Source organism: Bradyrhizobium sp. (genome assembly GCF_027451485.1).
Taxonomy (GTDB): Bacteria; Pseudomonadota; Alphaproteobacteria; order Rhizobiales; family Xanthobacteraceae; genus Bradyrhizobium.
The window spans coordinates 1-13,092 of record NZ_DAIDJE010000135.1 but is presented as its reverse complement, the minus strand read 5'-3'; the positions used below and the strand labels follow the sequence as shown (position 1 = coordinate 13,092).

Here is a 13,092-nt window from a genome sequence, read left to right as displayed (position 1 = left end):
ACGATGCGGGCATAAGCCCAGGAGGCGACGCCGCTGTTCGAACCGGCTATGTCTGCCCATGACCGCTATGGAACACCCGTCAAAATCTGCTCCATCGCCTTGGCAAAGCCATCGTCTTCATTCGAGGCGGTGATATGCGTTGCCTGCCTCTTCACGTCATCGGTGGCGTTACCCATGGCAAATGAAGTCCCGCTGACACGAAACATCGCGAGGTCGTTCTGCATGTCGCCGACGGTGGCGACGACGTCGCTCGAAATGCCGAGCCGTCGGGCGATAGCCTGCACGAAGGTACCCTTGTCGACGCCAGGCGGGGTGATGTCGAGATAATAGCTCTGCGAACGCACGGCGGTAGCCTGCGTTCCGAGCGCCTCCTGCATCGCGGCCTCACAGCGTTGCAGCCCGGCTGCGTCATCGCTGGAGCCGACGATCTTGCAGGCCTTCGAAAGGTAGGGCGTGAAGTCCGGAACAACCGTCGGGTCGGCGCGAATGGTTCGCCCCTCATGCGCGACATAGGGGCCTCTATTGTTGAGGACGAGCCAGCGGTCGCTGGTGAAAAGCCAGATATCGACGCCGAAATCGCCGAGCACCTCCAGTGCGCGCCGGGCTGCGGTGTGGGGAATCAGATGCTGCTCGACCGGCTTCAATGTCGGGTCGACGATGCAACTACCGTTGAAAGCGCCGACCGGAAGCGTGATGCCGAGGGGTTCGATCAGAAACCGCATGCCGATGGTCGGGCGGCTCGAGGTGATCGTGAAGGCGATGCCAGCCCGCTGAAGCCTTTGCGCGGCGCCGATGGCACGATCGGTCAGCAGCTTGTCCTTGGTCAGGAGCGTGCCGTCTACGTCGGAGACAACGAGCGCAATGCGGGTCATGGTCTCAATTCCCGAGTTCGCCGGCCAAACGGCCAACAATATGGTCGACGATGCTCTCGACCGGCGCATTGATCGAGACCGAGATGGAGCGCTCGTCGGCTTGCGGCGGCTCCAGGGTCTCGAACTGGCTGTCGAGCAATCCCGGCGGCATGAAATGATCCTTGCGTGCGGCCAGACGTTCGGCGATCAGGGTCTTGTCACCATCGAGAAAGACAAGGCGCATATCGTCCCGCCCCTGCAACAGGACGTCGCGGTAGCTGCGCTTCAGTGCGGAGCATGCGATCACGATGTGATTACCGGCGTCGCAGACGCGGCCGATCTCATCTGCGATTGCTTGCAGCCACGGCCAGCGGTCTGCATCGTTAAGCGCCTGGCCTGCGCTCATCTTGGCGACGTTGCTCGCGGGATGAAAGCGATCGGCATCCTCAAAGATCCAGCCCAGGCGTTCGGCGAGACGCGATGAAACCGTGCTTTTGCCCGAACCCGAGACGCCCATCACGATCAGCGCACAGGGCGAAATGTTCGATCCGTCGCTCAAGCGCGTTACTCTCCGATCGCCGCCTGATCGGCCAGCAGGACGGTCTCGCCGATCGAGCGCGCCCGGTTGGCCGGCAGGCTTTCGTCTTGTGAAAGCCTGGCGAGTATCGAACGTTTTTCGCGGCCTGCGGCCTCGAACAGCATTTCGCGGCAGGATGCAAGCGGCGGCAAGGTGAGAGTGACCCGGGGTACGAATGGCTCGACATGGGCCTGCGGCACGCCGACGACCCAGCGTTTGCGCTCGTCGAGTTCCGGATATCCGGGAAACAGTGAGGCAGTGTGGCCGTCGGGCCCGATCCCCATCAGAACGAGGTCGAATAATGGTCGAGCAGGATCGAGATCCGCAGCACCGTAGAAGGCTTGCAGTTCGGCTTCGTATAGATTCGCGGCCTGCTCGGGATCGCCTGCACCCGTCCGGATCGGATGAACATGGTCCTTGGGCGCGAAGCGGTCGAGAAAAATGTCTCGTGCTGCGGCCATGTTGTTTCGGGAATCGGAGGGCGGAACGAAGCGCTCGTCACTGATGAACCAGTGCGTGCGATCCCAAGGCACGCGCTTCGACCAGCGGTCGGTCGCCAGCAGCCGGTAGAGTTGCTGTGGGCTCGATCCACCGGTCAGGCAAATTGCGATCCGGCCCCGGTTGGCATCAATACGTGCCAGCATTCGCTCGGCAGCCGTGGTCGCGAGCGCGATCGGGTCGGAGACGACAATCCGCTCGACGGTGGCGGGGGAGGGTACTGCGATCATCAACCGAACCTGCGCCAGCTACGACCGTCACGCCTGAGCAACTCGTTGGCAGCATCCGGGCCTTCGCTGCCCGCCCTGTAGGGTTCAAGGCCTTTGCTGCCCGCCTTCTTCCAGGCATCGAGAAACGGCTGAACCGCCTGCCAGCCGGCCTCGACGCTGTCTGCGCGCTGAAACAGGATGTTGTCACCGATCATGCAATCGTAGATCAGCGTCTCGTAACCGGTGGTCGGCTCCGCCTGAAAATAATCCTTGTAGCGGAACTTCATTTCCACCCCGTCGATGCTGATCGTGGGACCCGGCACCTTGGTGTTGAACTGAAGCGTGATGCCTTCGGTCGGCTCGATGGCGATGACGAGATAGTTCTGCGACAACCGGTCCACCGGCGTATCGCGGAACATCGCAAACGGCGCCTGCTTGAACTTGATCGCGACCTCGGTGCGCTTGATGCCGAGCGCCTTGCCGGTGCGTAGGTAGAAGGGCACGCCGGCCCACCGCCAGTTGTCGATCGTCAGTTTCAGCGCAATATAGGTCTCGGTCGTGCTGTCAGGGTGGACATCCGGAGTCCTGCGATAGTCGATGATTTCCGTTTCGCCGCTTTTTCCGGCTTGATATTGCCCGCGCACTGAATTTTTCAGCGCTTCCTCTTCGCTCTGCGTCTGGATCGCTGCCAGCACCTCGGCCTTTTCCGAGCGTACCCCGCGGGCATTGAATTTCGTCGGTGGATCCATGGCGACGAGCGACAGTAACTGGAACAGGTGGTTCGGCACCATGTCGCGCAGCGCGCCGGTCGAATCGTAGAAGCTGCCGCGATGGCCGACGCCGATCTTCTCGTCGACCGTGATCTGCACATGATCGATATGATCGCGATTCCAGATCGGCTCGAACATGCCGTTGGCAAAGCGCAGCACCAGGATGTTCTGCACGGTCTCCTTGCCCAGGTAATGATCGATCCGGTAAATCTGGTGCTCATTCATCAGTCTGAGCAGTTCGTCGTTGAGCGCCCTGGCGGAGGCAAGATCGGTACCGAACGGCTTTTCGACTACGAGCCGCCGCCAGGCGCCGTCCTCCCTCAACATTCCGGTGCGGCCGAGCTGCCGGGCGATCGGGGCGAAGGCGGCAGGAGGGGTGGCGAGGTAAAACAACCGGTTGCCTCCGGTGGCGCGGTTGGCTTCCAGCTTTTCGAGGCGCTCGCGCATGCCATCGAAAGAATGGGGCTCCTTGGGGTCGGCTTCGATAGAAGTGACGCATTCGAGAAGCCGTTTGGCGATCGCATCGTCGAGGGGACGGGTCTTGTACTGCTTTAAGCCCTTCATCAGGCTGTCCCGCATCGCATCGCTCGACATGCCCTTGCGGGCAATTCCGACCACACAGAATTTCTCCGGGAGCAGATCGCCGGCTGCCAGGTTATAAAGCGCAGGGATCACCAGACGATGGGTGAGATCGCCGGTAGCGCCGAAGATGACGAACGAACAGGGTTCTGGCTTTTGTTTGTTCGGGGATGCTTCTGTCACGAATGGCCGGCCTCTGGGTTGGACGCACCTGGCGCAGGCGCCTCATGCGGTTCCTTATGGCCGCCAAAGCCCTCACGCATCGCGGAGAGAATTTTTTCGGCAAACGTATGTTCCCTGCGGGAACGAAAACGTGCGAACAGCGCAGCCGTGAGGACCTCGGCGGGCACGGCCTCGTCGATTGCAGCATTTACCGTCCAGCGGCCCTCGCCGGAATCCTCCACGAAACCGGAATAATTCCGGAGCGTGGGATTCTTCGCCAGCGCTGAGGCTGTGAGGTCGAGCAACCAGGAGGGGATGACGCTGCCGCGCCGCCAGACTTCGGCAATATCGGCAATGTCGAGTTCGAAACGGTGGTCTTGCGGCAACGCCTCCGTGTTGGCGTTCTTCAAGATGTCAAACCCTTCGGCATAGGCCTGCATCAGGCCATATTCGATGCCGTTATGAACCATCTTGACGAAATGTCCGGCTCCGACGGGCCCGGCATGCAGATAGCCTTGCTCGACGCGCGGGTCGCGCCCCTGGCGCCCATCAGTGCGCGGGATGTCACCAAGGCCGGGTGCCAGTGTCCTGAAGATCGGATCAAGACGGTCGACCACGGGCTTGTCGCCGCCGATCATCATGCAGTATCCGCGCTCGATGCCCCAGACGCCGCCGGACGTGCCGACGTCGATATAATCAATGCCCCGTTCCCGGAGCTTCTTGCCGCGGCGGACGTCGTCTTGCCAGAACGTGTTGCCGCCATCGATGATGACGTCGTCAGGCTGCATCAGCCTGGCGATCGCCTCGATCGTCGTTTCGGTGATATGGCCCGCTGGCAGCATGATCCAGGCGGTACGCGGCTTGTCCAGCTTGCTGACGAATTCCTCGAGCGTGCCGCAGCCCGTCGCGCCTTCCCTGGCGAGCGCCGCCACGGTTTTCGCGTCCTTGTCGTAAACCACGGCCGAATGCCCGTGACGCATCAGGCGGCGGACGATGTTGCCACCCATCCGGCCCAAACCGATCATGCCAAGTTGCATCGTGAACTCCGTCAGTTCAGCGCCCGCCGGATTGCCTCGTCGAGCGTCTTCAGGCCGCTTGAGAGATCGCCCTTCAGATGCACGCGTAGTGCGCGCCGGCCGCGTTCGGTCAGCACGTCGAAATCACCGCGCGCTTGCGCTGCCTTGATCACGCCGAAGCTGGCCTTCTGGCCAGGCACCGACAGATCCCCACGTTCATCGGCGGTGATTTGCAGGAACACGCCAGAGTCCGGACCGCCCTTGTAGGCCTGGCCGGTCGAGTGCAGGAATCGCGGGCCAAACTCCGCGCAAGTCGCAACATGGCGCCGGTCGCGCACCGCGACCCGTGCGCCCTGCAAGGCGTCAATATGCTTGGCATTGCGCTCGATATAGGCCAGCAGTGCGACATAATCGTCGGCATGCACGCGCGAGAAATGTGCCTTTAGCCAGGATTCGAGTGTGCCGTCAGCGCCGGCCTTGCGCAACTCACCCGCGTTGGCCGCGTCGGTATAGAGGTCGGCTTCATCAGTCGAGACGACGGGTTCTTCCTTTGGAAGGCTGCCTGTTTTTTCGAAAGCCGCCGTCAACTCGCGCGTCTTGGCCTTGGCAGCCTCCACGTCAGGCTGGTTGAACGGGTTGATGCCCAGAATCGCGCCGGCCACGGCGGTAGCCATCTCGAAGCGATAGAACTCCTGTCCGATATGCTCGACCGATTTCAGGACCATCCGAACGACGGGATGGCCGGCCTGCTCCAGCGCGTTGAGTTTGGCGTCGTGCGCCGCATCGTCTTCGCCTTCGGTGCGCAGGTCGATGAAGAAGCGGTCATTGCCGTAAGCCGAGACCTCGCCCAGAGTCTCGCCCTCGATAGGAATGAGGCCCTTGCCGTCCTTTCCAGTGGACTCCGCGATGAGCTGCTCGGCCCAGGCGCCGAAATCGGCGATCTTGCTCGATGAAAAGATCGTCACCTTGTCGCGGCCCTCGACGCCGGCCAGTCCCATCGCGAGGCCAAGCCGGACGCCGGGGTTTTCATGCGGCGGCACGTCCGCACCGCAGGAGCGAACCATCGCGAGGGTATGCTGAATGAGGCTCTTGACGTCGATGCCGGCGGTCGCGGCGGGGACCAGGCCGAACGGCGACAGCACGGAATAGCGGCCGCCGATCGTGGGTTCGCCGTGGAAGATGCGTGCAAAGCCCTGTTTCTTCGCAACCTTCTCCAGCGACGAACCGGGATCGGTGATGGCGATGAAACGGTGCCCGGCCTTCTCGGCGCCGATCGCTTTCGAGACCTGCGCGAAAAAGTAGTCCTTCATCACGTTCGGTTCGGTCGTGCCGCCGGATTTGCTGGAGACGATAAACACCGTCCGCGCGAGATCGACCTTCTGTTCCATCGCGCGGACCTGTGCCGGGTCGGTGGAGTCGAGCACATGCAGCCTGGGAAAGCCGGCTTTCTTCGGGAATGTCCCGGCTAGAACTTCGGGACCGAGGCTCGATCCGCCCATCCCGAGTACGACGGCGTCGGAGAAATTCTGTCCCTTCACGCGCCGCGCGTAATCCTCGTAGTCGGCGATATCGGCTTTGGCGGGGCTATCGAGCCAGCCGAGCCACCGGTTCTCGTCGTCGTCGGTCCAGACCGATTTGTCCTTATGCCAAAGCCTGCGGACGCTGGCCGCGGCGCGCCACTCCTCGGTGCGCTTCTCGACCGCTTTTTCCAAGCCAGGGCTCAGCGCCATCTTCTGCGATCCGATCGCAGAGCCAAGCACCGTCGCACGCTTGTAGGCGACGGCGCCATAGAGCTTGTCCGCGGCGTCGGCGAACAGCTTGACGCCGTCCCTGACCAGTTCTTCGGTGATCGCGTCGAGCGAGATGCCCGACCTTTCGAGCTCGGCGAGCACGTGCCTGGCTTCGTCGATATTTTCCTCGAGGCTGTCGCGCAGTTTGCCGTGGTCGCGGAAAGCGTCCAGCGTCGCCGGCGGCACGGTGTTGACGGTGTTCGGTCCGATCAACTCCTCCACATAGAGCACATCACTGTAATCCTTGTTCTTGGTGCCAGTGGAGGCCCACAACAGCCGCTGCGGCTTGGCGCCTTTTGCAGCGAGCTTTTCCCAACCCGCGCCGGAGAACAGTTGCTTGTATTCCTGATAGGCGAGCTTGGCGTTGGCGATCGCGACCTTGCCTTTCAGCGCAGCGAGCCGCTCTTTCTCCTGCGGGTCATTGGCGCGCGCGATCTTCTCGTCGAGCTGCTTGTCGACCGCCGTATCGATACGGCTCACGAAAAAGCTGGCGACGCTTGCGATATGGGATGGATCGCCGCCATCGGCGACCAGTCTTTCGAGTCCGGCGATATAGGCCTTGGCGACGTCGATATAGACCTTTTGCGAAAACAACAGCGTGATGTTGATGTTCAGTCCTTTGCCCGTCAGCTCTTCGATCGCGGGCAGGCCTTCCGGCGTCGCCGGTACCTTCACCATCAGGTTTTTGCGGTGAACGTCCTTCCAGAGCCGTTCGGCCTCTGCAACCGTGCCCCTGGTATCCATCGCCAGATAGGGCGATACCTCGAGGCTGACGAAACCGTCATTGCCCTTGAACTCGTCATAGACCGGCCGCAGCACGTCGGCGGCATGCTGGATGTCTTCGACCGCCAGATGTTCGAACAGATCGGCGATCGGGCGGTCGGCTTTTTTCAGGGCGCTGCCGATCGCACCGTCATATTCGTCCGAACTGCCGATCGCCTTCTCGAAAATCGAGGGATTCGAGGTGACGCCCTTGACGCCATCCGTATCGATCAGCTTTTTCAAATCGCCTTTGGCGACAAAGCCGCGTGCCAGGAAATCCAGCCAGACCGCCTGGCCGTGATTTTCAAGTGCTTTGACTGGATTCATGTTTTCCTGTTTCGGTTCGAGCGGATGCAGGTGGCGTGAAGGACCGCACGATAGCGAGACGGTCGCTCGGCAACAATCCTTACGCCTGACCCGTGACCGGATTATGGGTAATCCCGCTTGGATCAACGTTTCGGCAGGAAGATCGATCCCTCAAGATGCGGCTCTAACCTGCCATCTCTGATCAACTTTCTTCCGCATGTCTGGCCTGCCGCGGCCGGAGCCTTCCGAGCGGATTTCTCGCCGCTATCATCCCTCTGCAGAGCAAATGCCGGGCGGCCATGCCGGAAGCAAGATGTGGATGCGCGGGGGGGGCGCATGACCAGCTAGACGGCGGGATTGATTCGCCGCTGTGGCTCCTCGCCCCGACGCGAAGACGCGGCCTTACCGCAGACTGGCGTTGATCTTGTCCAGCGCCGCCGATCCGGGGCAGAGCACGTCGGCCTCAAGGCGGTTGAGCGGCTGCTCGACCGTATTGAGGTGGCTGTGCAGATCTTCAGAATCCGGATCGACGTAAAGGAGACCGGTGACGATCTGGCCCTTCGCGGCGTGCTTTTGCAGGAAGGCGAGCGCACCGACGCGGTCATGCGCGTCGTAATCGGCATCGATCTTGCGCAGTGCGATCTTGCTGCCGTCGTGCTGTTCGACGACCTGGACGGTGCCCGGCGCGTAATCCACCGCGATCGGCTCCCGGCCGGTAAGTACGTCGAGACGATTCACTGCGTCATTGTGCTCGCGCACATAGTCGAAGCTCTTGGTCGAGCCGGCGTGGTTGTTGAAGGCGATGCATGGACTGATGACGTCGAGAAAAGCCGCGCCCTTGTGCTCGATCGCGGCTGCGATCAGCGGCACCAGCTGGGTCTTGTCGCCGGAGAAACTGCGCGCCACGAAGCTGGCCCCGAGCTGAAGCGCGATCGCCACGAGATCGACGGCACTGTCGGTATTGATCACGCCCTTCTTCGACTTCGAGCCGCGGTCGGCGGTGGCCGAAAACTGGCCTTTGGTGAGGCCGTAGACGCCGTTGTTCTCGACGATATAGGTCATATTGACGCCGCGCCGGATCGAATGCGCGAACTGGCCGAAGCCGATGGAGGCGGAATCGCCGTCGCCGGAGACGCCCAGATAAATCAAATCGCGGTTGGCCAGATTTGCGCCGGTCAGGACCGACGGCATGCGGCCATGCACGGAATTGAACCCGTGGGAATTGCCGAGGAAATAGTCCGGCGTCTTGGAAGAACAGCCGATCCCGGAAATTTTCGCAACCCGATGCGGTTCGATCGACAACTCGTAGCAGGCCTCGATGATCGAAGCCGTGATCGAGTCGTGGCCGCAGCCGGCGCACAGTGTCGAAATCTTGCCTTCATAGTCGCGATGCGTATAGCCGAGGCGATTTTTTGTCAGGCCCGGATGATGGAATTTTGGTTTCGCGATATAGGTCATGACTTCACCTTGCGCAGCGGAGTCAGCTTGAGCTGATCCTGATGTTCGCCGATCGCGTTGGCGATGAAACGCGCGGTGATCGGCGTGCCGTCGTAATGGCGGATCGGCACCAGCCGCACCGGGTCGATGCCGTTCTCATTGACGATCAGCGAGCGAAGCTGGGCGTCGCGGTTCTGCTCGACCACATACACAAAGTCGTGGTCGGCGATGAAGCTCGCCACCGAGGAGTGGAACGGGAAAGCGCGGATGCGCATGCGGTCGAGCGTATGACCGCGGGCTTCCAGGATCTGGATCGCCTCGTCCATCGCCGGGGCGGTCGAACCGAAGTAGATCACGCCGTATTTGGTCGGTTTCGCCGCGTTGGCCTGTAATGGCCGCGGCACCATGTCTTGCGCAGTCTCGAATTTGCGTACCAGGCGCTGCATGTTGTCGGCGTAGACCGCACCTTCTTCCGAGTAGCGGGCGTAGCGGTCGCGCGAGGTGCCGCGGGTGAAGAACGAGCCCTTGGTGGGGTGGGTGCCAGGATAGGTACGATAGGGAATCCCGTCGCCGTCGACGTCAAGATAGCGGCCGAAGTCGCGGCCTTCGTCGAGCATTTGGGCCGTCATCACCTTGCCGCGGTCGTATTGGCGGGCATCGTCCCATTTGAGCGGACGGCAGAGCCGGTGATTCATGCCGATATCGAGATCGAGCATGAGAAAGATCGTGGTCTGGAGTCGTTCAGCCAGATCGAAGGCTTGAGCGGCAAATTCAAACGCCTCCGCCGGATCTTCCGGAAACAGCAGCACATGCTTGGTGTCGCCATGGGACGCATAGGCGCAGGCGAGGATGTCGCATTGCTGGGTGCGGGTCGGCATGCCCGTCGAGGGGCCGGCGCGCTGCACATTCATGATCACGGCCGGTATTTCGGCGAAATAGGACAAGCCGATGAATTCGGTCATCAGCGAAATGCCGGGACCGGAAGTCGCGGTGAAGGCGCGCGCGCCGTTCCACCCCGCCCCGATGACGATGCCGATGGAGGCGAGTTCGTCTTCGCCCTGCACGATGGCATACCTGGCCTTGCCGGTTTCCGGATCTTGCCGCAGCCGCCTGCAATGGGTGGCAAAAGCGTCCGCCAGCGAGGATGATGGCGTGATCGGGTACCAGGCGCAGACGGTGGCGCCGCCATAGACAGCCCCGAGCGCGGCGGCGTTGTTGCCCTCGATGAAGATGCGGTCGCCGACCTTGTCGGCCTTTTTGACGCGCAGGCCGATCGGGCATTTCAGGTTTTGCAGCGCCCAGTCGCGCCCCAGATGCAGCGCGTGAACATTCGACGACAACAGCTTTTCCTTGCCCTTGTACTGTTCGCCGATCAGCTGCTCGATCAGCTTCGGGTCCATGTCGAGCAGTGCGCAGAGCGCGCCGAGATAGATGATGTTCTTGAAAAGCTGGCGCTGGCGAGGATCGGAATAGGTCGAATTGGTGATCGCGGTCAGCGGCACGCCGATCACGGTAATGTCGGCGCGGAATTTCGTCTGCGGCAGCGGTTTTGTGGAATCATAGAACAGATAGCCGCCGGGCTCGATTGCGGCGACGTCCTTGTCCCAGGTCTGCGGGTTCATCGCCACCATCATGTCGACGCCGCCGCGCGCGCCGAGGTGGCCGTCTTCGGTTACCCGCACTTCATACCAGGTCGGCAGGCCCTGGATGTTGGAGGGGAAGATATTGCGTGGAGAAACCGGTACGCCATGGCGGAGGATGGCGCGGGCGAAGAGTTCGTTGGCGCTCGCCGAACCCGAGCCGTTGACGTTGGCGAAGCGGACGACGAAATCGTTTACGCTGCTGATCGGGCTCTGGACGGACATGATGTACCTGCGTGGGTCATATCGATAAGATATTTCTGCATGTCCCAGGCGCCGGTGGGACAACGCTCGGCGCACAGCCCGCAATGCAGGCAGACGTCCTCGTCCTTCACCATGACGCGTCCGGTCTTGAGGTCGCTCGAGACGTAAAGATCCTGATCGACATGTTGCGACGGCGCTTTCAGGCGCTTGCGCAGGTCCGCTTCGTCGCCGTTCTGCGTGAACGTGATGCAGTCCATCGGGCAGATATCGACGCAGGCATCGCACTCGATGCAGAGAGACGCCGAAAACACCGTCTGCACGTCGCAGTTCAGGCAACGCTGGGCTTCGCCCAGCGCAAGCTTGACGTCATAGCCGAGTTCGACCTCGGCGCGGATGTCCTTCAGCGCGACCACCTTGTCGCGATGCGGCACCTTGAAGCGCTTGTCGTCGGAAATGTCGTTGTCGTAGCTCCACTCGTGGATGCCCATCTTTTGCGAGGAGACATGCACCTGCGGCAGCGGTCGCTCCTGCACGTCTTCGCCGGAGATCAGCCGGTGGATAGAGAGCGCGGCGTCATGGCCATGCGCAACCGCCCAGATGATGTTTTTGGGACCGAACGCAGCATCGCCGCCGAAGAACACCTTTGGATGGGTCGATCCCATGGTTTTCGGATCGACCTTCGGCATGTTCCACTTATCGAATTCGATGCCGCAGTCGCGCTCGATCCACGGAAATGCATTCTCCTGGCCGACCGCAACCAGCACGTCGTCGCAGTTGATCGTCTCGTCAGCCTCGCCCGATGGCACCAGGCTGCGCTTGCCTTTGGCGTCGTATTCGGCCTTCACCTTCTGGAAGGTGACGCCGGTGAGCTTGCCGTTGTTATGCACGAAAGCGATCGGCACCATGAAATTGAGGATCGGAATATCCTCATGCATGGCATCTTCCTTTTCCCAAGGGCTCGCCTTCATCTCCTCGAAGCCGGAGCGCACGATCACCCTGACGTCCTCGCCGCCGAGCCGGCGCGCGGTGCGGCAGCAATCCATCGCGGTGTTGCCGCCGCCGAGCACGATCACACGCCTGCCGATCTTGTCGGTATGGCCGAAGGAAACGCTGGAGAGCCAGTCGATGCCGATATGGATGTTGGCCGCGGCTTCCTTCCGTCCTGGAATATCAAGTTCGCGGCCGCGCGGCGCGCCGGACCCAACAAAGATTGCATCATAGTTCTCCGACAGCAGTTTCTTCAGGCTGTCGATGCGATGACCACCTTTGAATTCGATGCCGAGTCCCAGAATGTAATCGGTCTCTTCATCGATTACGGAATCCGGCAGACGGAATTTCGGAATTTGCGTCCGCATCATTCCGCCGGCCTTGGGATCCTGGTCGAACACGGTGCAGTGGTAACCGAGTGGCGCAAGGTCACGTGCGACCGTTAGCGAGGCCGGACCGCCTCCGATGATGGCAATGCGCTTGCCATTTCTCGCACCGGCGCGTGGCAGACGGCTCTTGATGTCATCCTTGAAGTCGGCGGCGACGCGCTTGAGGCGGCAGATCGCGACCGGATTTTCCTCGACGCGGCCACGGCGGCAGGCCGGTTCACAAGGGCGATCGCAGGTCCGTCCGAGAATTCCCGGAAAAACATTCGATTTCCAATTGATCATATAGGCGTCGCTGTAGCGGCCTTCGGCGATCAAGCGGATATACTCAGGGACGGGGGTGTGTGCGGGACAGGCCCATTGGCAATCGACTACTTTATGGAAGTAGTCCGGCGCCGAGATATCAGTCGGTTTCATTCCTACCTATCCGCGCCAGGATACGCGAGAGCGGCACGGCCTTATCTTGCTTGCGAACGCTCGATGCGGCGTTCTTTCCAGATTCTGGATTGCATCATCAGCTTCTCCTATTAAAGCCAATCATGCTGATCCACAAAGCCAATTTTGCTTGATCTTCAGCTTTTACATCCTAGCGGTCGTGCTGGTTCATAAAAGCTCATTTAATGCGGCGCTGCAGCATGAGAAAATGCGCGCGTCATGCGCCGGAATATTTCTGCTCATGAAATGTCCGCTTTTGCGATGTCCCACAGGAGCCGGTAAATACCGCTGGATATGACCATCGGCTTGAAAGCGATGTTGTCGGCAACAAGACGCGCGGCCGTCTCGGCCGGCGTGTCTTCGGTTGCATCGATCAGGACAAACCAGTCGCCTGCGCCCGCGCCTGCCGCCGCGGGAATTTCCGTCGTCGGCCCGGACAGTCCCGGATCGCTCTCGATCACGTGCATCGAAATGATGCCGTCG

At 61.3% G+C, this 13,092-nt stretch carries 9 protein-coding genes and 1 pseudogene; all 10 read right to left on the bottom strand.

The annotated features are described in order from the left end of the window. Positions 1–65: 65 nt before the first annotated feature. Positions 66–872, bottom strand: a complete 807-nt coding sequence (locus NEZ08_RS17395) for a Cof-type HAD-IIB family hydrolase (RefSeq protein WP_298109413.1) — start codon at positions 870–872, stop codon at positions 66–68. A gap of 4 nt (positions 873–876) precedes the next feature. Beyond that, positions 877–1,368 carry a gluconokinase gene (locus NEZ08_RS17390; RefSeq protein ID WP_298109438.1) on the bottom strand — a complete coding sequence of 164 codons (492 nt, stop codon included), beginning with the start codon at positions 1,366–1,368 and terminating at the stop codon, positions 877–879. Positions 1,369–1,415: 47 nt separating this feature from the next. Further along, a complete protein-coding gene (gene pgl / locus NEZ08_RS17385) occupies positions 1,416–2,156 on the bottom strand; it encodes a 6-phosphogluconolactonase (protein ID WP_298109411.1) in 741 nt (246 codons plus the stop codon). Then, on the bottom strand, positions 2,156–3,667 hold the full coding sequence (gene zwf, locus NEZ08_RS17380; RefSeq protein WP_298109408.1) for a glucose-6-phosphate dehydrogenase: 1,512 nt from the start codon (positions 3,665–3,667) through the stop codon (positions 2,156–2,158). The genes pgl and zwf overlap by 1 nt, the downstream gene beginning before the upstream one ends. Next, positions 3,664–4,683 (bottom strand): phosphogluconate dehydrogenase (NAD(+)-dependent, decarboxylating), encoded by a 1,020-nt coding sequence (gene gnd / locus NEZ08_RS17375; RefSeq protein WP_298109405.1) that lies wholly within the window; start codon positions 4,681–4,683, stop codon positions 3,664–3,666. Before gnd ends, zwf begins: the two co-directional genes overlap by 4 nt. A gap of 11 nt (positions 4,684–4,694) precedes the next feature. After that, complete coding sequence (locus NEZ08_RS17370) at positions 4,695–7,541, bottom strand: bifunctional transaldolase/phosoglucose isomerase (RefSeq protein ID WP_298109402.1); 2,847 nt, start codon at positions 7,539–7,541, stop codon at positions 4,695–4,697. A gap of 381 nt (positions 7,542–7,922) precedes the next feature. Beyond that, positions 7,923–8,978: a 2-oxoacid:ferredoxin oxidoreductase subunit beta gene (locus NEZ08_RS17365; protein WP_298109399.1), complete on the bottom strand. Its 1,056-nt coding sequence runs from the start codon at positions 8,976–8,978 to the stop codon at positions 7,923–7,925. Then, positions 8,975–10,822: a 2-oxoacid:acceptor oxidoreductase subunit alpha gene (locus tag NEZ08_RS17360; protein WP_298109397.1), complete on the bottom strand. Its 1,848-nt coding sequence runs from the start codon at positions 10,820–10,822 to the stop codon at positions 8,975–8,977. The genes NEZ08_RS17365 and NEZ08_RS17360 overlap by 4 nt, the downstream gene beginning before the upstream one ends. Then, positions 10,792–12,591, bottom strand: a complete 1,800-nt coding sequence (locus tag NEZ08_RS17355; protein WP_298109394.1) for an FAD-dependent oxidoreductase — start codon at positions 12,589–12,591, stop codon at positions 10,792–10,794. Before NEZ08_RS17355 ends, NEZ08_RS17360 begins: the two co-directional genes overlap by 31 nt. A gap of 257 nt (positions 12,592–12,848) precedes the next feature. Next, positions 12,849–13,092 (bottom strand): annotated as a pseudogene (locus NEZ08_RS17350) (hypothetical protein); the annotation flags it as partial.

What these genes read in the sequence shown, in the direction of transcription:
- NEZ08_RS17390 (WP_298109438.1), bottom strand. Translation starts at nt 1,368, where the DNA reads ATGGGCGTCTCGGGTTCGGGCAAAAGCACGGTTTCATCGCGTCTCGCC.
- NEZ08_RS17395 (WP_298109413.1), bottom strand. Translation starts at nt 872, where the DNA reads ATGACCCGCATTGCGCTCGTTGTCTCCGACGTAGACGGCACGCTCCTG.
- gnd (WP_298109405.1), bottom strand. Translation starts at nt 4,683, where the DNA reads ATGCAACTTGGCATGATCGGTTTGGGCCGGATGGGTGGCAACATCGTC.
- pgl (WP_298109411.1), bottom strand. Translation starts at nt 2,156, where the DNA reads ATGATCGCAGTACCCTCCCCCGCCACCGTCGAGCGGATTGTCGTCTCC.
- NEZ08_RS17370 (WP_298109402.1), bottom strand. Translation starts at nt 7,541, where the DNA reads ATGAATCCAGTCAAAGCACTTGAAAATCACGGCCAGGCGGTCTGGCTG.
- NEZ08_RS17355 (WP_298109394.1), bottom strand. Translation starts at nt 12,591, where the DNA reads ATGAAACCGACTGATATCTCGGCGCCGGACTACTTCCATAAAGTAGTC.
- NEZ08_RS17365 (WP_298109399.1), bottom strand. Translation starts at nt 8,978, where the DNA reads ATGACCTATATCGCGAAACCAAAATTCCATCATCCGGGCCTGACAAAA.
- NEZ08_RS17360 (WP_298109397.1), bottom strand. Translation starts at nt 10,822, where the DNA reads ATGTCCGTCCAGAGCCCGATCAGCAGCGTAAACGATTTCGTCGTCCGC.